At 50.9% G+C, this 23,802-nt stretch carries 20 protein-coding genes; 7 read left to right on the top strand and 13 right to left on the bottom strand.

Annotated features, from left to right (window positions below; translation table 11 throughout):
* Positions 1-20: 20 nt before the first annotated feature.
* Positions 21-944: an SMP-30/gluconolactonase/LRE family protein gene (locus IQ268_RS05645; RefSeq protein WP_370584649.1), complete on the bottom strand. Its 924-nt coding sequence runs from the start codon at positions 942-944 to the stop codon at positions 21-23.
* Between the two features lie 166 nt (positions 945-1,110).
* On the opposite strand from IQ268_RS05645, the gene IQ268_RS33225 reads away from it, so the two are divergent.
* Together IQ268_RS33225 and IQ268_RS05635 are read left to right on the top strand one after the other, a co-directional pair.
* The gene (locus tag IQ268_RS33225; protein WP_193876418.1) at positions 1,111-1,824 is read left to right on the top strand and encodes a helix-turn-helix domain-containing protein; all 714 of its coding nucleotides are present in this window, start codon (positions 1,111-1,113) and stop codon (positions 1,822-1,824) included.
* Between the two features lie 533 nt (positions 1,825-2,357).
* Complete coding sequence (locus tag IQ268_RS05635; protein WP_193876416.1) at positions 2,358-2,669, top strand: RNA-binding protein; 312 nt, start codon at positions 2,358-2,360, stop codon at positions 2,667-2,669.
* A gap of 179 nt (positions 2,670-2,848) precedes the next feature.
* Here IQ268_RS05635 and IQ268_RS05630 read toward each other — a convergent pair whose 3' ends face one another.
* The 5 genes from IQ268_RS05630 to IQ268_RS05610 all read right to left on the bottom strand — a co-directional run bounded on the left by IQ268_RS05630 (position 2,849) and on the right by IQ268_RS05610 (position 7,025).
* Positions 2,849-3,427, bottom strand: a complete 579-nt coding sequence (locus IQ268_RS05630) for an NADPH-dependent FMN reductase (protein ID WP_193876415.1) — start codon at positions 3,425-3,427, stop codon at positions 2,849-2,851.
* 370 nt (positions 3,428-3,797) lie between these two features.
* Positions 3,798-4,016, bottom strand: coding sequence for a hypothetical protein (locus IQ268_RS05625; RefSeq protein WP_193876413.1), 219 nt, complete (start codon positions 4,014-4,016; stop codon positions 3,798-3,800).
* Between the two features lie 401 nt (positions 4,017-4,417).
* Complete coding sequence (locus IQ268_RS05620) at positions 4,418-5,071, bottom strand: DNA-3-methyladenine glycosylase (RefSeq protein WP_193876411.1); 654 nt, start codon at positions 5,069-5,071, stop codon at positions 4,418-4,420.
* Between the two features lie 162 nt (positions 5,072-5,233).
* Entirely contained in the window at positions 5,234-6,106 is an 873-nt protein-coding gene (locus IQ268_RS05615) for a hypothetical protein (RefSeq protein ID WP_193876409.1), read from the bottom strand.
* 172 nt (positions 6,107-6,278) lie between these two features.
* A complete protein-coding gene (locus tag IQ268_RS05610; RefSeq protein ID WP_193876407.1) occupies positions 6,279-7,025 on the bottom strand; it encodes a 2-phosphosulfolactate phosphatase family protein in 747 nt (248 codons plus the stop codon).
* Positions 7,026-7,468: 443 nt separating this feature from the next.
* On the opposite strand from IQ268_RS05610, the gene IQ268_RS05605 reads away from it, so the two are divergent.
* Complete coding sequence (locus tag IQ268_RS05605) at positions 7,469-9,148, top strand: Calx-beta domain-containing protein (protein ID WP_193876406.1); 1,680 nt, start codon at positions 7,469-7,471, stop codon at positions 9,146-9,148.
* A 25-nt stretch (positions 9,149-9,173) separates the two neighbouring features.
* Here IQ268_RS05605 and nagA read toward each other — a convergent pair whose 3' ends face one another.
* Positions 9,174-10,367, bottom strand: a complete 1,194-nt coding sequence (nagA, locus tag IQ268_RS05600; RefSeq protein WP_193876404.1) for an N-acetylglucosamine-6-phosphate deacetylase — start codon at positions 10,365-10,367, stop codon at positions 9,174-9,176.
* 77 nt (positions 10,368-10,444) lie between these two features.
* Here nagA and purE point away from each other — a divergent pair, with 77 nt between their 5' ends.
* Both purE and IQ268_RS05590 read left to right on the top strand, forming a co-directional pair.
* Positions 10,445-10,966, top strand: a complete 522-nt coding sequence (purE, locus tag IQ268_RS05595) for a 5-(carboxyamino)imidazole ribonucleotide mutase (protein ID WP_193876402.1) — start codon at positions 10,445-10,447, stop codon at positions 10,964-10,966.
* Positions 10,967-11,170: 204 nt separating this feature from the next.
* A complete protein-coding gene (locus IQ268_RS05590; RefSeq protein WP_193876400.1) occupies positions 11,171-11,572 on the top strand; it encodes a hypothetical protein in 402 nt (133 codons plus the stop codon).
* A 94-nt stretch (positions 11,573-11,666) separates the two neighbouring features.
* On the opposite strand, the gene IQ268_RS05585 is transcribed toward IQ268_RS05590, so the two are convergent.
* The 6 genes from IQ268_RS05585 to IQ268_RS05560 form a co-directional block, all read right to left on the bottom strand.
* On the bottom strand, positions 11,667-13,289 hold the full coding sequence (locus IQ268_RS05585) for a mechanosensitive ion channel family protein (RefSeq protein WP_193876398.1): 1,623 nt from the start codon (positions 13,287-13,289) through the stop codon (positions 11,667-11,669).
* 159 nt (positions 13,290-13,448) lie between these two features.
* A complete protein-coding gene (locus tag IQ268_RS05580) occupies positions 13,449-13,871 on the bottom strand; it encodes a response regulator (protein WP_193876593.1) in 423 nt (140 codons plus the stop codon).
* A gap of 65 nt (positions 13,872-13,936) precedes the next feature.
* Positions 13,937-15,523 carry an ATP-binding protein gene (locus IQ268_RS05575; protein WP_193876396.1) on the bottom strand — a complete coding sequence of 529 codons (1,587 nt, stop codon included), beginning with the start codon at positions 15,521-15,523 and terminating at the stop codon, positions 13,937-13,939.
* Between the two features lie 62 nt (positions 15,524-15,585).
* Positions 15,586-18,525 (bottom strand): EAL domain-containing protein, encoded by a 2,940-nt coding sequence (locus IQ268_RS05570; protein ID WP_193876394.1) that lies wholly within the window; start codon positions 18,523-18,525, stop codon positions 15,586-15,588.
* A gap of 499 nt (positions 18,526-19,024) precedes the next feature.
* Positions 19,025-20,002, bottom strand: coding sequence for a fatty acid desaturase (locus IQ268_RS05565; RefSeq protein WP_193876392.1), 978 nt, complete (start codon positions 20,000-20,002; stop codon positions 19,025-19,027).
* Positions 20,003-20,303: 301 nt separating this feature from the next.
* Entirely contained in the window at positions 20,304-21,152 is an 849-nt protein-coding gene (locus tag IQ268_RS05560) for a polysaccharide deacetylase (protein WP_193876390.1), read from the bottom strand.
* A gap of 178 nt (positions 21,153-21,330) precedes the next feature.
* Between IQ268_RS05560 and IQ268_RS05555 the strand changes: the two genes are divergently transcribed.
* Both IQ268_RS05555 and IQ268_RS05550 read left to right on the top strand, forming a co-directional pair.
* Positions 21,331-21,810: an Lrp/AsnC family transcriptional regulator gene (locus IQ268_RS05555; RefSeq protein ID WP_193876388.1), complete on the top strand. Its 480-nt coding sequence runs from the start codon at positions 21,331-21,333 to the stop codon at positions 21,808-21,810.
* A gap of 693 nt (positions 21,811-22,503) precedes the next feature.
* The gene (locus IQ268_RS05550; protein ID WP_193876386.1) at positions 22,504-23,700 is read left to right on the top strand and encodes a glycosyltransferase; all 1,197 of its coding nucleotides are present in this window, start codon (positions 22,504-22,506) and stop codon (positions 23,698-23,700) included.
* Positions 23,701-23,802: the final 102 nt, after the last annotated feature.

Genomic DNA, 23,802 nt, shown 5'->3' with positions numbered 1-23,802 from the left:
CCTTTGGTTGAGTTAATTCGCTAGTTCAGCGGTAGTCCTTCCGTGCCAACGTCTAGCCGCACCACTTCAGCCGGAGCCACTCCAGTGGGAGGCGGCAAAAACATACCGCCATTGGTAACCACATAGATTTGGGTACGATCGCGCCCTGTACGGCCAAAGGCGATCGCGGTACTGCCCGTTACCCCCTGCTCGGCCTGGGCGATCGTGGTCACGGTTCCGTCCGGCGTAATCTGGACAACACTGTTATAGATATGAGTGGCCGCGTACAAATCACCATTTTGATCAAACGCAAAATCATCCAGGTTTACCTGCCGCAGGAAAATGTCAGGCTCTCCAGGGTCACCTTGAGCCGTGAGGGGAATCTTTAACAGCAAGTTTTGTGCTGTATTGGAGACGTACAATGTGTCTCCAAACCGCTTTAAACCGTTAACCGCAGGCGTTGGGTTGGCGACATCTTGCCGAGTTAGTAAGGGATGTTCGAGCCAGATCCGAGCGGTTTGTTGCGCCAGATCCAATTCCCAAATCGCTCCGCGATAGGAATCAGCAATCAAGTAGCGATCGCCCGTCAACGGAGTGATCCCATTGAGAAAGACGGCATCGGGCAGCGTGACCAGCGTTTCTACATCACCCTCATCCGATATCTGGAACACAACTGGCACTCCAGCACTGTTCCATCCGGTCACTAAAAGCTTGCCGTTTGGAGCCAGCGCCAGCCCTGATGCTTTTCCGTCCACCGTAGCATAAATAGAAGGAGTACCGCTGTCGTTTGGGTTCAGGCGAATAATCTTTCCGTCTTCGTGACTGGTAATGTACAGTGTCCCATCGCCAGCCACCACAAGATTCTCTAAGAAAGTGTTGACCGGAAAGCGGACAAACGATTGAGATGGAACCAGCTCTACCGGGGTATTAGCAAAAATGGGCGGTAATGATTGCGCCACTGCCAACCTCTGGGGAGGCATCGCTACACTGGTGATTGTTCCTACGACCATTATTGATGACAGAAGCCTGATAATGTTCATCATCTCAATTTCTGTTGTTTGCTGGCGGATGTAACAAAAACCCACCATATTACGGGCAACTAATAGTTACCAAATAGATACTTACAAAACCATGAGTTCAAACAAACAATATGGCTGCCCGGTCGAAGTGACGCTTGAAGTCATTGGCGGCAAGTGGAAATGCGTTGTGTTGTGGTGGTTAAGACGAGATGCCAAGCGCTTCAGCGAACTCATGCAGTTGATTCCAGGAATGACCCAAAAAGTGTTAACCGAGCGGCTGCGCGAACTGGAAGCAGATGGCCTGGTTTACCGTCAGGCGCATCGAGAGACCCCCCCACGCGTTGAGTATTCGTTAACCCCTCGAGGGCAAACGCTGCGCCCGTTAACCGAACTAATGTGCAGTTGGGGACAAGCTCAATTGCCCAGCTTTCAATCTGGTTTATTCAGGTTCGATCGCCTGTCAATTCTGGTTGTAGCAAACCCCTCACCCACCAGCAAACGACTGTATCAAGAGCTGGCAGAGTATCGAGGCGCAACGCTGACCATCCTGCCTGTAGAAGCCACCAGAGAAAAGCTAGATCACCTTCCAGTCGATATTGTCATTGTCGAGTTTGATCCATTAAAGCAGGATTGGAATCAGTTAACCCGTGCCGTTCAACGGTTGAAGTCGAATGCAGGCAAGCCAGTGTCTACGATCGCCCTCATTTCGACAGTAGAAGACCGGGCTAAAGCCTTCTCGCAGGGGTTTCACGTCTTATTGAATCAACCATTTGAAGCCAGTGAGCTAACCGCTGCGATCGCCAGCCTCACAGGCTATTTACGGTGATTTCTGTCGGGGCGTTTAGGTCGCTTAGTTAGGTCGTTGAGACAGTCTGACATCATTACATTGCTAGTTAGTGATAAGGTTCATTGAATGATGAAGTGGGATAATGTCAGCAATGGTGATTTGGTAGCCAATTTATCATTAATTGAAATTTGATGAATCCCTCACAAACTGCGTTTATGCAGCGGCAATGATGCCGGATCGACATTTCATTGAATCGGTTATCTCGGCAGGGGTGAAACAATTGTGAGGGCGATCGCCAGTCCTGTAGCGCCTTTGCGGCGATCAAGAATGATGATTTTACTCCTCCTCAATTAACGGTTCAATTGAAGATGAACGGCTGCGTCATAAAACTTTACTTTCTAATGTGGTTTTGTAGCGAAAACCGAGAATTAAAGTGCTAACGTAATGGTTGAGAAGTAAGTAATTCGGTTGCAGCGTTTGTTTCTAGTCTTGACGAGTTTTTCACGTTTTGTATTGGCAGGCTTCTCTCCGAAATCTGACTCTCTACACACCCTTGGTTTTGGAGATAATCTATGTCGATTTATGTAGGTAACCTGTCTTATGAGGTTACAGAAGCTGATCTAACAGCAGTGTTTGCAGAGTACGGTTCAGTTAAGCGAGTTCAACTGCCCACCGATCGCGAAACAGGTCGTATGCGCGGCTTTGGTTTCGTTGAAATGGGTGCAGAAGCCGAAGAAACGGCTGCCATTGAAGCTCTAGACGGAGCAGAATGGATGGGTCGCGACCTGAAAGTTAACAAAGCCAAGCCTCGTGAAGATAGAGGTTCGTTTGGCGGTGGCGGTGGCGGTGGCCGTCGCAACGACAGTTTCTCTCGTCGTTACTAAGGTTTGAACCCAAAACCCCGTTTTTTGGTTTCAGTGACCATTGGTTTCACAGACCATGAATTTTACCAACAAGCTGACCCAAGTTCATTGATTCGTTAATCCGTTTCAGTCATCTCAGTCACTTGTATCATTTCAAAGGACTCAAGCAGCGATGTTTGAGTCCTTTACTGTAAGACAGGTTACGAGAGTTTGTGCAGCATGGTTGCAACCTTTTTGCCTAGCGATAGCACCGAGTCGTACTTGGCTGCATCCCTCAGGCTGCCGTTTTCATGAAACGCTTCATGTGCGTTTGAGATAGCCACCTGATCCGGAACAACCATGACTCGAATGTTACCCAAAAGCGATCGCAGGTAAATGAGTCCTCGTAACCCACCCAGTCCTCCTGGTGAGGCACTCATAATCGCGGCTATCTTATCGGTGAATGCGGCAAGCATTGGTTCCCCTGGATCAGAACGAGAAGCCCAATCGATCGCATTTTTCAAAACTGCCGACAGCGAACTGTTGTATTCAGGAGAGGCAATTAGCAGTCCTTGATGGGACAACATCAAGTTCTTAAACTCACGCGCGTTGGGGGGGATGCCTTCTTTGGCTTCCAAATCCTCATCGTATAGCGGCATTGGCAAATCGCGGAAGTCAACATAGGTAACCTCTGCTCCCGCTGCCCTGGCACCATCTGCCGCAATCTTGACTAACTTTTTGTTGTAAGAATCAGTACGAAGGCTACCAGCAAAAGCAAGAATTTTGGGCGTGTATACCATAGCTATTCATCTAGAAAGAGAAAGGAACAAATGGTGTGGCTGGATCGTGGTATGAACGTGCCCCAATCCCCAAAGTCCCCCAGAATTAAGGGAGGAGGCGATCTGAGCCATGACCGCGCAGCAGCACCGACCAAAGATTTCGACAAGCAAAACAAACAGCTTTCGGTGGTGTAAAGCAGAACCTTCATTCGCGGTCGGTGTCTCTACTGTACGGTTCTGCTAAAGTACCGCATCTGTAAATAGAGTTACTACTGCCAATGGTTAGACCATTCATTTGCCGCAACCCTGCAATTCTCTCTAATACAATCTGCAATCACCATGCAATGACGATAGGAGCGCCCCTCTCCGGGAGTGCTGGCTATAGCGGTGTTTATTGCACGTAGTCTTGATAGAAGGTCTGCAACAGGTTTTCTAATTCTTCTTCAGAGCAGTATTCAATGAGTGCGCTGTACACTTCTAGCAACTTTGCAGCACTCTCCCCCAGCGTTGGACTCATCTCCCAAACATCCTGCGCCCACTCCGGCGACGGCACATCACCAAAAATCAGCCGTTCCAGGAGTTGTTTTGCTTCGGGTTTCGAGATAGACATGCAGGAGGATTATAGCGGGTGAGTCATGCTTTCAACGGAGGCTGAGATCAGCGCGTTGGACATTCATTATGCCACGCTGAGCCGCTTTCTTTTCGTACTGCTCTGTTTTGCCTGGCATTGCAGGATGCGCCTCTAGTACAAGATTGATTCACATCCCTCTCCTTTAATCGATGTAAGGATAGTTACAGCCATTTTCATTTGCCTTCACCACACACCAAACTCTACACCTCACTCCCATCTTGGCGAGACTGTGGCTGACTCGATTGAGAACTGCTGTAAGAAATCACCGCATCGCACGAATGGACTCCACCGAACAAGAGTTGTTGCGGCTCCTATTGAATGAAACTCCGAGAGGTGTTTTAACCTCGCCTCCTGTCTGGATTGCGAACCTGTTCCTACCGCTATTGCGATATAACCGCTGGTTCACCGTCTTTTTTCAAGTTGTCCAGGTCTAAACTGCGCCATAAATACCAGGATGCGATCGAACAATAGGGTTTCCACTGGTGTCCCAATTGCTCTACCGCTTTTTTGCTGGGAAGTTCGGCCAGCCCATAGACTTTGCGAATGCCAGCCCGAATCCCTAAATCATCAACTGGCAACACATCCCAACGATGGAACCGAAACATGAGCAACATTTGAGCGCTCCACCGTCCAATTCCTTTCACCTGAATTAGCGTTTGAATAATAGATTCATCGTCCAGTTTTTCCAGTTCTGCTAACGTTGGCAACCCGTCTACAATCTTTTGCGCCAGATCCTTCAAATACAGTGCTTTAGAACGAGAAATTCCGGCACTTCTCAATACCTCATCTGGTGTCTTGAGGACATCCATCGCTGTTGGAACTGGTTGGTTCGGATAAAGCTGAAGAAAGCGGCCATGAATCGCGTTGGCGGCTTTGGTGGATAACTGCTGATAAATAATGGAACGCGAAAGCGAGGAAAATAAGTCGCCCGTATGCTGGGTTTGGTTAAGCTGGCACGCCCCCACTTGCTCAATGACTTTGCCAAGAAGGGGATCGGCTTGTTTCAATGTCGCGATCGCGATCGCGTAGTCCATGATGTCACTATCGGTGTTGGACAGATATCCCTATTGTAGGGGCACCATTCGCGTGCTGGCTGATTCAACTTGAGACACCGAATCAATGATCCCAAAACATAATGCTCACCGTCTGGGTGAGCATCAAACCTGATCTCTATTTTTTCTACCTCTACAACGCCGTCAGTTCCGACCCGATGGACTGGGTTGAGGTAAACGGGGACGCGGTTCGTAGGGCATGGGAATGTATTGAACGCTTGGCCTGCCGCCCTTGGGTTGAGGATACAAATCCATTAATTGATAAATCGTTTTAGGCATACTGATGTTAATCGGCAAACCCATCTCCCTGGCTTCTTCTGTTGTAATTGGGTAGTCGTGCGTTACCCGGCCTGTGGTAATCGCCTCAATAATAGAGTCAATGTACTCAGGTTTAATTTTTTGCTGCGGCACCGAGTCTTCCAGCAGCGTTCGGACAAACCGTTGAACTTGCTGAATGGCCTTTTGAGCAATATCGGCCATAATCAGCGTCTCGTCTTCAATTTCACTGATGGGTTTGTCTTGAATCACCCGCAAAATGCTGGCCGCAGGGAAGTTGCCCAACTGCGGATCGACTGGCCCCAGTACGGCATTTTCGTCCATGATGATTTCGTCTGCCGCGATCGCCAGCATGGTGCCACCACTCATAGCGTAGTGTGGCACAAACACGGTTACTTTAGCCGGATGGCGAATCAGCGCTCGGGCAATTTGTTCGGTAGCCAGCACCAAACCACCAGGCGTATGTAAAATCAGGTCAATCGGCACATTCGCTGGCGTGAGCCGAATCGCTCTCAACACCTGCTCAGAATCTTCAATGCTGATGAAACGCGACAGCGGAATCCCCAGTAAACTGATCGATTCCTGGCGGTGAATCAGCAAAATAGCACGGCTACTGCGTTGCCTTTCAAACTCTCGAATCGCCTGAATTCGGCGCATTTCTGTCATTTGCCGCTGCCAGACGGGTTGAATGGAAGCGATTACCAAAAAAATCCAAAACAGATCCGAGAAGTCGAAGCTCATGGCAGCCGTTGCCTGTTCTGAAACGCCGAGTTTATTGTTTCACTCAACTTTCAGCAGCTAATCTACCTCCAGAGTTATATAGCTGATTGTGATTTGAATCGCTCAACCGACTGTAGTCCGCTTATCTTGGCGTAGCAGAATGGCAGAACGAATAGATTAACCGCCCAAGCCGCTAGTGTTTGACCAGAACCCCCGGCTCCCGTTGAATGGGCAGCACATTCAGCGAGTCAATTTGAGCGCAATACTTCAGGTCGTCCTGTCCCTCCAGTCGCAGTAGGCGTTTGCCGTGGCTGGCCTGGTGCATCAACCCTAATAACCGATCGCGCCACTGGGTATACAGGGCGATCGCGCTGACCACTTCATCATTGCCAATCAAATCATCGGGATGTTGGCCGCTTTCGCGGGTAAACTGCTCGCTCAGGCTATGGGCGATCGCCCCAGCACACACCGTATCTTCAAGCGAAAAGCTGCCTTCCCAGCCCGACCCAACCAGCCATACCGTTTCGGGACGTTGATTGAGCAGGTAATCAACCACTGCCGCTCGGTTGACTAATGCGGCTGTAATGACCGCCGAGGCCGACCTGACCCGTTCTAAGCAACGGGTGCCGTTGGTGGTGCTAATAAACAGCCGCCGACCGCCGACCCGGTCTGGCGTGCAGTCTAGTGGAGAATTTCCCAGGTCGCAACCGTCCACTTTTGCCCCGCCCCGCTCTCCAGCCCGAAGCCGCTTAGCGGGTTCCCAGCGATCGCTAACCTGCATCAATTCATCTATGCTGCTGAAGACCTGTACTGCTTCGGCTCCTGCATCCAGAGCCGCTGCGATCGTTGTTGTAGCACGCAGCACATCAATGGCGATCGCACAGTCTGGCACATCGTTAGCCGGGGTCAACTCAGGTGTATGAAAAACAAATAATTTCACGGGTCAAGCATACCTATCACTAAACTTGCCGAAATCATCTTACGGTGATTCTGGTAAAAGCAACCGCCATTGGCACGAACGTCTTGCTGTGGTTTCCGCAACAGCAGGCTGATGTTCGCCGCACTGCTCCGAAAAACCCCTGAGGTTGCGGTGTTCTGCAATACGTTAGAACAGAAGCATCCTAAAAATTGCGCTATTTCCGGCGAGTTGAGCCATCTACCCAGCCAACGAGCCTATCGATCGCAACCGGTAAATAGACGCAGAGGGTGCAGCCGCCATATTGATTGCCATCTATTTCAACACGCTAACTGACCATTGCCGTTCAGAGGTCAGAGCAGGTCTTGGCAATGGCTCTTCCAATTTGACATTTGTAACCGCTGTAATCGCCTGAGACACGACAAATCGCGTCTTTACCCATGCCTTCGTTTGGCAACCCAATCCCTATGTCTTTTTTAGAATTCAACCCGATAGAAACGTTCAGCCTTCTCAATTCGGTAGCGGATGGTCATCAGCCTGATCTAAACACAGTGCTAAAGCAAGTGCGAGTGAGTGCCCTGTCGAGCGATCGCACCGCTCAGTTGCTCATGGGAGACAGCCGCAACAACATCTTGAAAGGAACTGCCGGAAACGATGTGATGCGAGGGCGAGGTGGAACCGACAAGCTCTCTGGTGCCGGAGGAAACGATCGCCTCTTTGGGGATGCCGGAGCAGATCATCTCGTTGGCGGTAAGGGTGCAGACCAGCTAAACGGCGGAGCCGGAGCCGACAAGCTGATGGGAACGGGTGGCAATGATGTATTGGTGGGCGGAGCCGGAACCGATCTGCTGGTGGGCGATCGCGGTAAAGACAAACTCACAGGCGGCACCGGACGCGATCGCTTTGTCGTAGGTGCAGGCAGTGCGACGATCAAATTGGCGGATGTGATCACAGACTTTACAGATGGCGAAGATGCGATCCAGTTGGCAGGGTTAACGGTTGATCGGGTGGCGATCGTGCCAGGAACAGGCGCAAACGCTGGCGATACCGTTCTCCAACACAAAACGACTGGAGAGTTTCTTGCCATTCTCAAAGGCTTCAACAGCAGCAATCTGGATGCCAGCGATTTTGTGAATGCCACCGCACCCCAACCCAGTCCGGGCACTCCGGGAACTGGGGCACTCTCTTTCAGCCATTCGGCTTATCGCCTTAGCGAAGGAGGTGGCAGTGCAGTCATCACCGTAACGCGAACGGGCAGCAGCACCGGAGTGGTAACCGTCAACTACGCCACTAGCAACAACACCGCCACCGCCGGACAGGACTATACCGCTGTTAGCGGTACATTGACCTTCAACGCTGGAGAAATCAGTAAAACGTTTGCGGTACCTGTTACCTCCGATTCACTGTTTGAGAGCGCCGAAGTGATACGCCTGAGCCTTAGCAGTCCTGGTAATGGCGGCACACTGGGGTCGCGTACTACAGCACTATTAACGATCGCCAATGACGACAACCCTACACAGGCGCAGATTCAGGGCAAGGCCAGCAACACGGTAACGGTAGGGAACACCACTCTTTACATTGGCCACAACCAGGTGTCAACTGGAAGCAGCACCGGAAACCAAGATCCCTGGGCCGCCAGTTTTACCAACGGCAACTTAAACTGGTATTGCGACGACTATGAAATTACGCCAGACGACAGCCGGGGCACCCATTTGGTCTGGGATGGCGATACCAATCGGCTATATGCCGCCTTCACCTCCACCGGAACGCAAGGATCGCCCTCAGAAGACTTCCGGCGATTTGCCAGCAACGGTTGGCTCAAAAGCTACAGCGATTTCAGTCCAGGCGGTGGCGGTGGCGGTAGAGTAGCCATCCTGGCTCAGTTGAATCCAGCAGACGGTACTGTAACCACTGCCACGTTCTTAACCGCGTTGAATGGTACCAAAACCAATTCGGTCTTTGTCCAAAGCCTGATGCTGAACGGCAGCAATTTAGTGGTATCGGCTGATTCAGCCTTTGCCCCCCGCAGAGCCGATCGCTCTGCCATGACATCAACTGGAGAACCGGGAACCTCCCCCAATTACACCATTGAATTTGCGCCAAATCTAGGGTCGGTGGTCAACGTCTTGGCCGTTGGCTTTGCTTAACTGGTAGAACGGCAGGCGGTTGCTATCAGTTGGTTTGCCGTGGGTCAAAGCGTTGCCAGGTGAGCGCCTGAGTGGCCTCAGTGAGATGCCAGCGCAACAGAGGCACGATTTGACCGATCGCCCATTCCGGTAAGCCGATCGCCCGTCTGGGAGCCAGCGTAGCCAGGGCGATCGCTTCGTCTGCGGTGCAAATGCCCCAACGCACCAGGTTTTGGGCACCTACCAACAAAGGGAGAGTGGTTCCGGCCAACGTGCCATCAGCCAGTCGGGCTGTGCCGTTCCTGACTTCAATCTGGCGAGTATCCCAGGGGTACACACCGTCAGGAAGCCCAAGGGGAGCCAGGGCATCGCTGACTAAAAACAGCCCGCCAGAGGGAGGGGCGATCGCGCCACGACCCGTTCGCACCAGAATATCCAGCATGGTGGGGCAGACATGCTGTCCGTCTGCAATCAAGCCGCAGGACACCGTGGGATGGGCAAGTGCCGCTCCCAGTAACCCAGGCTCTCGGTGGTGCAATCCCGGCATGGCATTGAACGCATGGGTCACCATAGAAGCACCCTGGTGAAAGGCGGCTTGAGCCTGGGCAGCGGTGGCTTGAGAATGTCCCAAGCTCACGGTAATTCCCAGCGATTTGAGCCACGGAATCACCGTCTCGGTATCGTCCAGTTCGGGAGCCAGGGTGACAATTTTGACGACCTCAGCATAGTCTCCCAGGACGCGCTTCACCTGGTCGAGGGTCAGCGGCAGTAGATGCTCGGCGGGATGGGCACCTCGCTTTTGCGGGTTGAGAAACGGCCCTTCCAGATGAACGCCCAGAATTTGAGCCATATCGGGCGACGATCGCCTAGCCGCAGAGGCGTTGAAGCGGGCGATCGCCTCCAGTGCTTGCTGAATCCGCTCAACAGAGGTGGTGACCAGGGTGGGCAAAAACCCAGCCACACCCTGCTCTGCCAAAAATTGAGCAATACTGACCAGCCTGGTGTGATGGTTTAGCGTCAAATCGGGAAAGGCCAACCCCAGCGCACCGTTGATTTGCAGATCGGTTCCGGCAGGAGAAAGCCAGTCGCCATTCACATCAAGACACGGGATGGATGGAGCCGTCCCGTCAACCATTGGCTGAATGGCTTCAAGTCGCCCATCCTTATCCACTTGAATCTGCTGTAGCCCGTTATAACCAGGCACCTTTGCATTAATAATAAGCACAGAGCGGTTAGCCATTCGCGACTCGCGAGCTTGTTAAACGTTCAGTTCAATCGTCTCATAGCGTGTGATTTCTGACCGCTAGCCATACCACCATGACTCATCCGTTGATTGGCATCATTATGGGCAGCGATTCTGATTTGCCTACCATGCAGGCTGCGATCGCCATTTGCAACGAATTTGAGGTGGTCTGCGAAGTGGCGATCGTCTCCGCCCATCGCACCCCCGAACGCATGGTGGAGTATGCCAAAACGGCTCACCAACGAGGCTTGAAGGTGATTATTGCGGGTGCAGGCGGAGCCGCCCACTTACCCGGAATGGTTGCTGCGCTTACTCCCCTGCCGGTGATTGGGGTTCCAGTCGCCACTCGTCACTTGCAGGGAGTTGATTCGCTCTATTCCATTGTGCAAATGCCCGGTGGTATTCCAGTGGCAACGGTGGCGATCGGCAATGCCAAAAACGCCGGACTGTTAGCCGTTCAAATCTTAGCCAGCCACCAGCCCGACTTATTAGAAAAAGTGCAGCAGTATCGCCATACCCTGACAGAGTCCGTGCTGGCAAAACAGACCCAGCTTGAGCAGTTGGGCTATCGGCAATACCTACAAGGGATGAATTGATCTCACCCGAATACTCTGCAAGACCGCTCCCTGGATAGAGGTTTAATCGCTCTCTAGGCTGAGCGACCTGGCATGTGTAAAAGGTTACCTTCGAGTTAACCAAATTGCAACGGCAAAAAAATGGCCTGATAGGGCGATCGCCTCTATGCCAACCCGTTGAAATAACAAAGTGCCAATTTTTAAGTAGAGTTCTATTGGTGAAAAATGCATAATCGAAACGATCGTGACATTGTCGAACGGGAAGCAGAACGCCAGATGTACGAGCGTGAGTTGCGGCGCGAGAACCAGGTTGCACGTGCCAACGCTAGCGCCTCAACCGGAATGCTGATCGGTGTGTTTTTTATTGCTATTTTTGGTTTAGTGGCGGCTTTCTTCTTGCTCAATCAACGCCAAGAGACTCCAGTCCAAGCTCCTCAAGCACCAGATGTCAACATTGAACTGCCAGAGCAGCCCGCACCAGAACCGCCACAAATCCAGGCACCCGACATTAACATCAACGTGCCAGAACCCCAGTTACCCTCGACCAACCAGCCGACTGAGCCAGCACCCGCTGCCGAATCAGCACCCGCCGGAGACCCAACTCAACCCGCCCCGGCACAACCCTAACCACTCGGTACTGTCTGCCGTTGGGGGATAAAGCATTGGGGTAAAGCACTGGCTCTATGCCAAAAACGGGCTAACGGCTTTGCCCCTCTCCCATCTACCGATCGGATCGAAACGGCTTGCCATTGGCTGACCGTTCCACCAGCGCTTGCAGCATTTGCTGAAGCTGAGGAGAAAGTTCAATCGGCAGATTTCCCACATGCAGATCCCGTTGCGGAAAGGGAATGCTGATTTTGTGGCGGCGGAACTCTGTTTCAATGCGGAAATATAAATCGCTCTTTAAAGCAAGGTGCTTGCTGGGTTCTGCCGTCCAAACCAGCAGCTCAAAGTTAAGCGCGCTATCGCCAAACCCTTTGAAGAAGACTTGCGGTGGAGGGGCTGATAACACTCTTGGGTGTTCTCGAGATGCGTCTACCAGCGCCGATCGCACCAGCTCTACATCTGAACCATAGGCAACACCAACCGGTAAGCGAATTCGCGAAACAGGATTACCGTGGCTCCAGTTGATCACCTCCGCATCTAAAAAGCGGGAGTTGGGCACGATGATGGAAATAGAATCTAGCGTACGAATCAGGGTGCTACGAGCGCCAATTCGTTCAACCGTGCCCTGGAAATCTTGCAGTTCAATAAAGTCGCCTACTTGAATCGGTCGCTCAAACACCAGAACAAGACCGCTACCAAAGTCTTTGGCAATATTTTGCAGCCCAAATCCAATACCAACCCCCAGGGCACTGGCAACGATCGCCAACGAGCTAATATCCAGTCCCCACAATTGCAGCAGCACCATGCTGCCCAAGAAAATGAGGCTGTAGCGCACCAGGATGGCAACCATCTCCTGAGCACCCTGGTTAACCCCCGTAAACCTGAGAACCCGTGATTTTAAGAGGTCGGCAACGGTCTGCGAAATCAGAACGAGCGCAAACAACAGCGCTGCCAAAATCAGCAGTGCTACCACCGAATACTCGCTGTCTCCCAGGCTAAAGAGCGGCGAAACTAAGCTGCCTACCAAAAGATCAACGATACGATAGCTCCACTGACGCGTCAGCGGAAACAAGTTTGTGATGTAAAAAATAGCGCCCAACCACAGGCCAGCACGGGCAATGGTCAGCACCGATCGCCCTAGAATTTGCAGCGTTTTAGATTGCTCTGCCTCTGTGTCACTTTCTTGATAACCGGGAACCATCATTCGAATCGCCGGACTGAGCGTATATCGCCACACTCGTCCTAATGTCCAGTGCAGAATAGCCGCGATCGTCAACGCTCCACCTGCTAACAGAAAAGCGGATTGCAAGTAGCTACTGGTGCGCTCCCGTTGCGCCTGCGTGACTGATAGTTCAATTTGCTGTGCCCAGCGGGCGGCTTGCTCCATTTGGGTTCGGCCACGAGGCACATCTGTTTCAGTGACCGTCAGTAAATGGCGGTTGTTCAGCAGAATTGTGGGTAAATTGTTGCGCTCCAGGACTTCGACTCTGACTGGGTCTTCGCTCAGAATGGCCTCTTGAATCTGACGATTGACGATCGCCGCGCGAACTTCAGCCGAATACGATTCTGAATTTTCGACCACAAACAGCTCTTGTCCGTCAATTACAATGGGCGCAGCAGAGATATCCTGGGCGATCGCTGGGGCAAACGAGATCGCCAAAATTAGCGCCACTGTCATGCCTGCTAGCCACAACCGTCGAACCAGTTTGGCTAAATTGCGAGATAGTTTTCTTGCCATTGGAAATTGATGGAAAATCACGGGGCCACTGAATGACATCAGCCAATCTATTCATTTGATGAGTATGTTGACGGAAATTGGTTCCAACCGTCTCTTTGACTCAAAAACGATGGTGTCAGCACCATCAGTTCATGATCTGGAAGAGCTATCAATGGCGGCTCAGTCTCTATCAGACGGAAGTTCTACAATTTCAAACCAGTACTTTCCCAGAACTCTCATGACTTCAACCAGTGAGTCAAAGGTAACGGGTTTAGCAATGTATGAGGTGGCTCCCAAATCGTAGCTACGATAAATGTCTTCTTCTGCCTTAGAGGTGGTAAGAACGACGATTGGAATGCGCCGTAGTTCAGCATCGGATTTGATTTCTTTTAACGCTTCTCGTCCGTCTTTCTTGGGCATATTCAGGTCAAGCAAAATCAACCCTGGACGAGGTGATGTTGTGGAATCGGCGTAACGACCTCGATGGTGCAGGTAATCCATCAGTTCTTCACCATTGGCAACAAAGTGAAGGTTGTTTGCCAGTCGGCATTCTTCTAATGCTTCTTTGGCAAGGATGCGGTCATCTTCATCATCTTCCGCCATCAAGATAGTAATGGGTTTGCGATAGGCAGACATAAGCGATCGGCAATACGTGGAGCAAGTCTAACTTAGCGCACCTGATGGATGGGTAATGTCACAATAAATGTTGCCCCTTGATCGGGGGCACTGCGAGCGGTGATGCTACCACCGTGACGTTCTACAATTTTTCGGCAAATGGCCAGCCCCACGCCTGTTCCTTCATATTCGTGTCGTCCATGCAGGCGTTGAAACACCGAAAAGATGCGATCGATGTACTTTTCGTCAAACCCAATGCCATTATCGGCGATCGTAATTTGGCAAACGGGGCTGACCGCAGCGGCCTGGATCGGGTCGGTACCCGGAGCAAGATCGTCTGAATGCAGTTGGGTTGCTTCTAACGAGTCTGGAGGATGCGAAATTGGCAGAATTTGACTCTGGATTTGAACGATCGGTGGCTGATCGGGACGATAAAATTTCAACGCATTGCCAATCACATTTTGAAACAGTTGGCGCATTTGCGTTGGGTCAGCCTCAATACTGGGCAGTGGAGCCAACTCAACCCGCCCATTCACCTGCTGAATGCGAATTTCCAGATCAGACAACACGTCTCGAACAATGCGATTGAGATCGACCGGGGCAAACGGCTGAGCTTTGGTTGTAACCCTGGAAAAAGACAGCAGATCATTGATCAACTCTTGCATCCGTCGGGCAGCATTTTGCATTCGTTCCAGGTAGTCGCGCCCTTCCTCCGAAAGCGCATCCTGGTATTTCTGTTTGAGGCGATCGCCAAATGCCTGAATTTTTCGCAACGGCTCCTGGAGGTCGTGGGAGGCGATCGAGGCAAAGTCTTGTAGTTCCCGGTTGCTTTGTTCTAGCTGGGCGGCAAATTGTTTTAACTCGGCTTCGGCTTGCTTGCGTCCGGTGATGTTTTGGACTAATGAAACAATGCTAATCACATCGCTATATTCATCGACCAGGGGAGTTGTGTGCCACTCGCAAACGATGCGATCGCCAAAGCGAGTCACATTTTCGTTGGTTCTACTGGTGCCAACCTTGCGAATCAGCAATCGTCTCCATGCTTGTTCCGTTTGAACTTTCACATCTGGCGGCACAATTAAATCCGTCACAAGACAGCCAATGGCTTCTCGTTTGCTGTAGCCAAACAGCGTCTCGGCGGCAGGGTTCCAATCGATGATTTCTAAGGTTGGGTTCCATTCAATGACCGCTAACGGCGTTTTTTGGGCGTGAACCACCAGCTTTTGTTCCGTTCGGCGCAGCGCATGTTCCAACCGATGGCGATCGCTAACATCTTCAAAAATGGCACCGACCTGTTGGTTGGGCAACGGAAACGCCTTGACTGCAAACACCTGTTCCGGCTGCTGCGGCTGACGATAACGAATTTCGCCTAAATCTCGCATCGTGGCCGAGCGAATCACATCGGCATAAAGTTCGGGCGATTCTGCCTGCAAAAACGCCGGGAATGGCTGCGCTTGATCGCCCTTCAGATCGACTAAGACAGTGCTTAAATCTCCCTCAAGCGGCAAACCAAAAATGTGGCGGGCGATCGCGTTAACCTCGACCAGGCGAAAGGTAGCAATGTCGTTTAGATCGGGTAATTCCCAGATCACCAGTCCCAGGGGCAAATGTTGAACAATGTCGGCATAGTAAAGGCTCATGGACAATGCAAGTGACAGCTAGACCGAGACACACAGAGCAGAATCCTTTCATTCTGCCCTGTTTAGCGTCCTACTCTCAATTCTGGCTCTGCTAACACAAGATTGATCACCTCCGAGGAAGCGATCGGTTTTGAAAACAGATAGCCCTGCCCGTATTCGCACTGCAATGCCCGAAGCTGAGCGAGTTGCTTGGGCGTTTCTACCCCTTCTGCCACCACCTCCATGCCCAAGTTCCAGGCTAGAGTCATGATGGTACGCACGATCGCCAACTGCTCACCATCACGATCGATCTTGCTGATAAACGAACGATCGATCTTTAAGGTATCAATGGGAAATCGGTGCAGGTGGCTGAGGGATGAATACCCTGTACCAAAGTCATCGACGGCCAGTTGAATGCCGATCGCCTTGAGCTGCGACAGCATCGTCACTGCCGCATCTGCATTTTCCATCAACACACTCTCTGTAATTTCCAGCTTGAGCGAGGAGGGATCTAACCCAGTTTCGTTCAAGATGTGATTGACCTGGCTAATCAGTTGTGGTGTGAACTGTTTACCCGATAAGTTGACGCTGATGGTTAAGGGTGGAATGGTCGTAAACTGCGTTTGCCAGTAGCGCATTTGGCGACAGGCTTCGCGCAGCACCCAGGTTCCCAGCGGAACAATTAACCCCGTTTCCTCTGAAATAGGTACAAACTCAGCGGGTGAAATCATGCCCCGTTGGGGATGCTGCCAGCGCAGCAAGGCTTCAAACCCAATAATGTGCCGCGACTTGAGGGCAACAATCGGTTGATAGTGCAGCAAAAATTCTGGCGCGTCGCGCGGCATTGGCTCTGTCAAAGACTGGTCTAGCTGAATCGTAGAAACCGCGCGACGCAAATCAGTTTCTAGCTGCAACAGTGCCACAGCGCGGGTGTGCATGTTGATGCTAAAAATTTCGTGACGCGCTCGACCCTGCGCCTTTGCCCAATACATAGCCGTATCTGCATCGCGCAGCAAATCTTCAGAGCGATCGTATTCCAGGGTACTTAGAGCAATACCAATACTGGCTGTGGTGAATACCTCGTGCCCGCCCAGGTTAAACGGCTGGGTCAGTTCTTGCTGAATCCGGTTTGCCACCGAGATGGCGCTGGCTACCTCTTTGATGTCTTCCAGCAAAATGACAAACTCATCACCCCCCAACCGCGCTACTGTGTCACCAGGACGAATGCAGTTCGTTAACCGTTGGGCAATAATCACCAATAGCTGATCGCCCAACATATGCCCCAGGCTGTCGTTGATCACCTTGAAGCGATCGAGGTCAAGAAACAGCACCGCAAACAAATAGCTGGGATTGCGCTTGGCGCGATGGATAGCATGTTGCAGGCGATCGACCAACAGTGCCCGGTTAGGCAAATCGGTAAGCGCATCATAAAAGGCGTTGTGCAGCAGCCGTTCTTCTGCCTGTTTGCGGCCTGTAATATCCGTTTGCGACCCGGCAATGCGGGTTGCGTCTCCCCGGCTATCTCGTACCGCCAATCCTCGGCTCAGCATCCAGCGATAGGCTCCATCCTGGTGGCGCATCCGGTGTTCGTTCTCAAAGTACGGCGTTAAACCGTTGAGGTGAGCCGTAATTTTCATCTTGACCCAGTCTAGATCTTCGGGATGAACGCGCTCAAACCAGTCATCTACCGTGGTACCAATCTCGCTGTCCTGGTACCCTAACATCGATTTCCAGCGAGGCGAATAGTAGACTTCGTTGGTTCTAAGGTTCCAATCCCAGATGCCATCGTTCGCGCCCTGAACGGCTAGCGCATATCGTTCTTCGCTTTCTCGCAGCGCTTCTTCTCCCAGTCGGCGTTCTGTAATGTCTTGAAAGGTGACAACGGTGCCTACCAACTTGTTGTTTTCCCAGATGGGTGTGCTGATGTATTCCACCCAAAAGCAGGTTCCGTCTTTGCGCCAAAAGGTTTCGTCTTCCACTCGATGCACTTTGCCATCATGGAAGTCCGGATGGATCAAACAGGCCGCCTGGGGAAAGGGTCGAAGATGCGGATCGGCATGGTGCAGGATTGCATCAATGGGTTTGCCAACCAGTTCGTCTACTTCCCAGCCCAACATGCGTGCCGCCGCTGGGTTTACAAAGGTGGCATTGCCCTGCAAATCCAATCCATAGATGCCTTCCCCTGCCGAGTTGAGAATGAGTTCGTTGCGGTGCTGCAACCGCTCCAGCGCTTCCTGGGCTTTCTGACGTTCGGTGACATCGGTTTGTAGCCCAATGAAGTGGATCAGTTTGCCTGTGTCATCAAAAATGGGATTAATTTTCAGTTCATTCCAGAACGGCGTACCGTCTTTGCGGTAGTTCAACAAGGTGCAGGTAATGGAACGTTGGGCGGCGATCGCCTCTCGTAGCTGATGGAGCACCACTGGATCGGTATCTTTTCCCTGTAATAACCGACAGTTGAATCCTTTAATTTCCTCCAGGCTATAGCCAGTAATCTGGGTAAAGCCTGGATTCGCAAAAATGATTGGGTTTTCTGGCACGGTGGCATCGGTAATAATCAAGCCAATGGACAAATTGGCGATCGACGACACTAACAAGCTTTTTTCCTGAAGCGCCTGCCGCAACTCCTCCAGGGTGCGTGTCCGTTCAAGGGCATAGCGAATGGTTCGTTCCAGGGTGGTGGTATCAATCCGGTCTTTGAGTAGATAATTGGCCGCACCTGCCTTCATAGCGGCAACGTCCACATCGTGATTCCCCTGACCGGTGAGTAGAATAATGGGAGCTGCACAGGAATGGGCGATCGCCGCCTCTAGCAAATCTAACCCACTACATTCGCCTAGCTGGTAATCAATCAAGCAAACATCATGCTGGTTCTGCATAATACGGGCTAGAGCCGATTCGTACGTTTTCAGCCACTCTAGCTCGACATCCATATCTTCAACCTCAGAAAGTAGGCTACGGGTAATTACGTAGTCGTCTTCATCATCTTCTACCAAAAGCACCCTGACTAACTGACGCTTCATAAAGTGAGTGTTATGTAAATCATGCTATATGGATGTATGGTTCCCAAAACTCAGTAGATGAGTGGCCTAAGTAAATTCAGTGCGCTAAAAAATTCGCTTAATCGGCCTGGTTTGAGTGCTATAAGTAGATAGACCAAACGTGCAGATGTATTTAATACATCGCGGCTTCAGTATTCCTGGCTCGTCAGGTTCGTTCAAGCCATCCAATAGATGCTAAATGTTCATCTAAACTAGCTCAACTTTGCCCATTTGCCAGCCTGGAACCATAGCAAGCCGCTTAAAAGGGTGCGACAGCCAGACTAAACAAGCCAACTTCGACCAGGGTTTGCGCTATTGTTTTCCTGGTGTATGGTTTGCAACGGCATCCAGAAAACATGCCTTGCAGAATCACAGTATAAATTTGCTCCCAATCCAATCCTGGGAACGTCCAACCTTCAAACTATCTGCCCAATGCTACAGCCTGACAAGAAGCCTGCGTCTGGCCTACACACAGCGATCGTTAGGGAGGAGTTAGAAGAGAGACACCCACCCCGCCGATCAAGGTTTCCAGGGAAACGCCTGCTTGTGGAACGGCATCACCTTGCCCTGTAAACAATCGTTCGAGCCGAAAGCGATGGTAGTTAAACACTAATTGGTTCAGCGGAATGAGCTGATTCACATCGTTGCCGTACAGCCGTTGATGCAGGGCAGGCAGTTCATGCCAGGGACAACGCATGTCGTGGTGATGAGCATTGTGATAGCCAAAATTGAGATACAGCAGATTGAGCCAGGGGTAACGGGTTGAAACCAGGTTGGAGAACGTATTTGCAGATTCGTATGCCCGATCGCGCTTCGGCATAGGTTGCCCAACCATCACATAGTCGTAAGTGTGGTGAAACGCATCTGCAAAGCGAACGACGTTGACAAAGCAAACATACGACAACGCATAGAGCAGCAAGGCTTTCAGCGACAGCCAGCCTAACCCGACAAACAATCCGGTTCGATAGACCAACAGGGCAGCCGTTCGACCTCTGAGATGATGCCGCTGGGATTGCCGAAACGGGGCGAGGATAATGCGGAACCGCAGCACAAACTCAAATACCGGAACGTACGCCCACTCTAGTGCAAGAAACAGCCACCGCACCGGAGAGGGCAGCGTTTTGAAGTACGTCTGGCTATCAAGGGCAATGAAGTCGGCATGGTGGACGTGATGATTGAAGTGATGCTGAACCAAGTCTTCCCAGGTTGCATAACAGCCGCCATTGATGTGGGTCATTAGTTTGCCCCAGAATTCATTGGTCGATCGCTCTTTGAAAATCGCGCCATGAATGAATTCATGAGTCAGTAGGGTTGAGATGACGAGAGCATGGGTTAACACTATGACTCCAAGCCCATTGAGCCACCACGATTGAGCTAACAACAGGCGAATGCCAAGCCCGTAGCTACCCAGGACATAGGCGATCGCGCTCAGGTTCTTCACAATGGGTGGTAGTAGCATAATAAACTCCGTCTTCTCAACTCTCAACTCTTACGGCAGTTCTCAATCGAGTAAGCACAGTCTTGCCAAGAGGGGTGTGGGGTGTAGTTTGGGGTGTGGTGAATGAAAATGAAAATGGCTGTAACGTTTAACGTTTAGAGGCGTTTAAGCACGTTGATTGGCACTCAAACGGCCTCTTATGGCTTGCCGCAGAGGCTAAGCCCCTGAGATGAGGCTATGAGGTGAGCGCTCAGCCAAATGAGGGCTTTGAACCAGAAATGGAGAGCATTCAGCGCTTTGCAGCCTTTTGACAATCGAATGGCTATCGTCCAACTGGTTGTAGGGGGGTAGGTACCGCCTGACTGGAAAGACAGTGACGGGCTGCCTCCTCGCAGGTGGTTAACCAAACGCCATCGTGCGATCGAATGTAGTCAATTAAGCGCCCCAACATTAATATGCGGGCTGGACGACCAATAATTTCGGGGTGCATTGTCAGGACGAACATGCCACCATAATGGTACTGTCCATCAAATTCTTCTTTCCAAAGCTGAAAGGCTTTCTCACAGGTTTCAATCACACCGCTTCCGGTCGCCGGATCGGCTAAGAATGCAAATTGCTCCCAATCGTCGTTTGTCCAATGGATAGGAACCTCCACTAAATCGCCAGACTCCGTCGGCATTACATAGGGGCGATCGTCATCCATTAATGATGAGTCGTATAGCATACCGTGACGAGCCAGCAGAGCAGGGGAGCCAGGATTCAGTTCCCACCACGGTGCCCGATAGCCGATGGGCTTGCGCCCGGTTAACTGCTGCAAAATGGTGCAGGTACGAACGAGTGCCGCTTCTTCCTCAATTGGGTTCAGGTCTGAAAGCTTTTCGTGCAAATAGCCATGCACCCCCACCTCATGCCCTTCTGCAGCCATTCGCTCAATCAGTTGGGGATACAGTTCTGCGGTGTATCCCGGCACAAAGAAACTAGCATGAACGCCTTTGTCATTCAACAAATCGAGAATGCGAGGGACACCCACCTTGGGGCCATACCGTGCCCAAGACATGACTGAGAGCCGCTCGGCATTTTTGGGATCGGCTTGCAGCATCCCGGATTCTCCATCCACATCAAAGCTGAGAACCACCGCACAGCGATCGCCATTTGGCCAACTCCATGTCATATCGCGTCTCCTGATATTTAAAGAACGGTTCTCCAACCATCACTTTATTGCCGATTACGTTCCAGAGCTTATTGATTTAAGCAAAATTAAGCTGTTACTCTTGATACGATCGCAATTCATCTTTGACAAACTGCGAAATCGTTAAACGGATGATGCTTTTATTGCTCTCAGCAAAAATATGACTAATCCTCATTCTAGTTCGACTGCTGATATTGCGTTAGATGCTGTCGATCAAAGCATCATCGATCTGCTCCGAATCGACGGTCGAATGGCGTTCACCGAAATTTCCAAACGCCTGAACATTCCAGAAGCAACTGCTCGTTACCGGGTTCAGCGGTTGCTCCAGTCCAAAGTTATTCAAATCACGGCGTGGCCCAATCCCGACAAAATTGGCAAATCCCATGTGATGACGCTGCTGTTCACAATTGAAAACGGCTGGATTGATCAGGTTGCTCAAGAACTTGCCGGGATGGAAGAAGTGCGGTTTGTCGCTATTTTTCTAGGACGGTACAACATCATTGCCGATGTCTACTTTGGCGTTCACGACGATTTAATCGCGTTTTTTGAGAAGCTACACCACATGAAAGGCATCATCACCTATGAATCTCAAACGATTTTGAAACTGCTGAAAGCTGAATACGAGTACGTTATTCGCTAGGGCGTGTTTTAAATCCCGGAAGTCCCAACTTTATAGACTTTTGAACGATTCAAGGTCTCCAAAAATTGAGGGATTTAGGGGGCGAAAAGCACAATGTAACCGAGCAATCAGGAGTTTTAAAACACGCCCTAGAGGTTGCACAGCGGTTTGAGGCTTGCCAGCAAAACAGGTCAGCCTGACTATGAATCTGACTGATTGACTAGACGAATTGCGGGTTGAATCGTGGATTCAGATGATTTCTGCCAGGAGTCAAGTTTCTGGCTCATAGCAGAAGTCCTCTACAGAGGGCTGAGTAAGGGAAAGTCCACATAAATTGGCTCGAAAAATAGGCTCACTTGCTCTCGTTTGAGTAACCAACATCTACCGCTTTATAGATAAGCATAGAGTTTTAGACCGAGTAGTATTACGTAGATAGATCACCAAATTCATAAAACTGTGCTTTAGACTAGTGAAATCTTCACCAGGTTTCAGTATCGTTACAGAGTCATCTTCTATTTCTTCGCTTCTACTTAAGCTCGTGTGACAAGGTAATCGTTCATTTGCTGTCTACCACATACCCCTATGCAGACAAGCGCCACCAAGCCAAGAATTTGTATTTCCTTTCCTGGGCTTAACTATCTCTCTGATTCCCCCCGTGTTTTCAGCACGTTACCTTTGGTTCCGCATCTGGAGAAGGTTTTTGATGTCACGTTGGTGTTCAGAAAGTTAATCCATACAGAAGGGCTAGAAGATCATCAATGTTTGACCATTCTTGATCCTGAAACATTTTCTGAACGTGAACGTCGGTATCGCCACGGATATTATCATCCTGGTTTACTCTCTGGCTATAAGTATTTGTTGACCGACTTAGAGCAGTTTGCTCAAAAACACGCCCATGCCTTTGACGTTGTGATCGAAAAAGAGTGGGCTTACCTGGGTGCTTTTTCCAACTTGTTTAGCCGTTATTGTGTGCCGACTGTTTTGTTAACGATGGCAGAGTTTGAGAAGAAAGCAGAGCCTCAACCCGTTTGGAAGGGTAATCCTATCAAAAAGTCGCTGGATTGGGGGACAAACCAAGCCACACCCTATTTGCGGAAGCGATGGATGCACAATGCTAGTGCGGTGATTGCAGAGACAAAGCAAAATCAGGCGCTTCTTGCCAGTCATGGATATTTGAATCCAAACGCTGATGTGCGTTCGGTGCCAAATGGCATCAATCCCACTGTTTTCTTTCCTCGTAGCCGTGCCCAATGTCGTAACGAATTAGGCATTGCCCAAGACGCGATCGCCCTTGTATATGTGGGTTCGCTCAACCGTTACATTCAGGAACCGGGGCCGTTAATTGAAGCCCTGGGACGTGAAAAGCCCAAGAACGTTGTGCTGCATGTGGTTGGGGATGGTTCTCAACGGCAACAGCTAGAGGCGATCGCCAAACATACAGGAGCCACCGCCATCTTCCACGGTCGGTTACCTCAGGCGCAGGTGGCCACCTACATTGGAGCCGCCGATCTTTGTCTTGCCCCTTACAACACGTCCCTGTTTGCCGACGGTAACTTGACGGTTAGCAGCTTGAAAGTGCCCGAATACCTGGCTTGTGCCCGTCCCGTGCTAACTACAGCCTGCGATCGAATGAATTACATGCTGGGTAACGGTCGATACGGCTATCTCATCGACAATACTATAGATGCTTATCGACACTTCTTCCGCTCCTGTCCGAGTCTCAATGAGCTGAGAAGTAAAGAATCGGCTCTGCTAACCGATTTAAGCAACACCACACTGCGAGAGAAGCAAATTGTGTGGACATGGCGTGATGCGGCTCAGCAGTACATTGAAGTGATTCAAGGAGTGTTATCAGGTTCGTCGCGTCTGCCTGTTGCATCCGAGTCTGGACGGTTGCTAATTCAACGGTAGCTTCAGCGCTAACCATGACCTGCTTGACGTTTTATGTCGCCAGTGGTTATCAAGGGTGGTCACTGAGGCATTATCATGCGATCGTGGTCTGAGTGTGGTCAA

Source organism: Oculatella sp. LEGE 06141, from assembly GCF_015207605.1.
In the GTDB taxonomy this organism is placed as follows: Bacteria; Cyanobacteriota; Cyanobacteriia; order Elainellales; family Elainellaceae; genus Oculatella.
Note: the sequence above shows the minus strand (reverse complement) of the source record. Positions and strands in the feature narration are given on the sequence as shown.

Excerpts from the sequence above, each read along its gene's own strand:
- IQ268_RS05625 (WP_193876413.1), bottom strand. The coding sequence starts at position 4,016 with ATGTCTATCTCGAAACCCGAAGCAAAACAACTCCTGGAACGGCTGATT.
- IQ268_RS05615 (WP_193876409.1), bottom strand. The coding sequence starts at position 6,106 with ATGAGCTTCGACTTCTCGGATCTGTTTTGGATTTTTTTGGTAATCGCT.
- IQ268_RS05555 (WP_193876388.1), top strand. The coding sequence starts at position 21,331 with ATGACTAATCCTCATTCTAGTTCGACTGCTGATATTGCGTTAGATGCT.
- IQ268_RS05605 (WP_193876406.1), top strand. The coding sequence starts at position 7,469 with ATGTCTTTTTTAGAATTCAACCCGATAGAAACGTTCAGCCTTCTCAAT.
- IQ268_RS33225 (WP_193876418.1), top strand. The coding sequence starts at position 1,111 with ATGAGTTCAAACAAACAATATGGCTGCCCGGTCGAAGTGACGCTTGAA.
- IQ268_RS05635 (WP_193876416.1), top strand. The coding sequence starts at position 2,358 with ATGTCGATTTATGTAGGTAACCTGTCTTATGAGGTTACAGAAGCTGAT.
- IQ268_RS05580 (WP_193876593.1), bottom strand. The coding sequence starts at position 13,871 with ATGGCGGAAGATGATGAAGATGACCGCATCCTTGCCAAAGAAGCATTA.
- purE (WP_193876402.1), top strand. The coding sequence starts at position 10,445 with ATGACTCATCCGTTGATTGGCATCATTATGGGCAGCGATTCTGATTTG.
- IQ268_RS05620 (WP_193876411.1), bottom strand. The coding sequence starts at position 5,071 with ATGGACTACGCGATCGCGATCGCGACATTGAAACAAGCCGATCCCCTT.
- IQ268_RS05570 (WP_193876394.1), bottom strand. The coding sequence starts at position 18,525 with ATGAAGCGTCAGTTAGTCAGGGTGCTTTTGGTAGAAGATGATGAAGAC.
- IQ268_RS05630 (WP_193876415.1), bottom strand. The coding sequence starts at position 3,427 with ATGGTATACACGCCCAAAATTCTTGCTTTTGCTGGTAGCCTTCGTACT.
- IQ268_RS05560 (WP_193876390.1), bottom strand. The coding sequence starts at position 21,152 with ATGACATGGAGTTGGCCAAATGGCGATCGCTGTGCGGTGGTTCTCAGC.
- IQ268_RS05590 (WP_193876400.1), top strand. The coding sequence starts at position 11,171 with ATGCATAATCGAAACGATCGTGACATTGTCGAACGGGAAGCAGAACGC.
- nagA (WP_193876404.1), bottom strand. The coding sequence starts at position 10,367 with ATGGCTAACCGCTCTGTGCTTATTATTAATGCAAAGGTGCCTGGTTAT.
- IQ268_RS05575 (WP_193876396.1), bottom strand. The coding sequence starts at position 15,523 with ATGAGCCTTTACTATGCCGACATTGTTCAACATTTGCCCCTGGGACTG.
- IQ268_RS05585 (WP_193876398.1), bottom strand. The coding sequence starts at position 13,289 with ATGGCAAGAAAACTATCTCGCAATTTAGCCAAACTGGTTCGACGGTTG.
- IQ268_RS05565 (WP_193876392.1), bottom strand. The coding sequence starts at position 20,002 with ATGCTACTACCACCCATTGTGAAGAACCTGAGCGCGATCGCCTATGTC.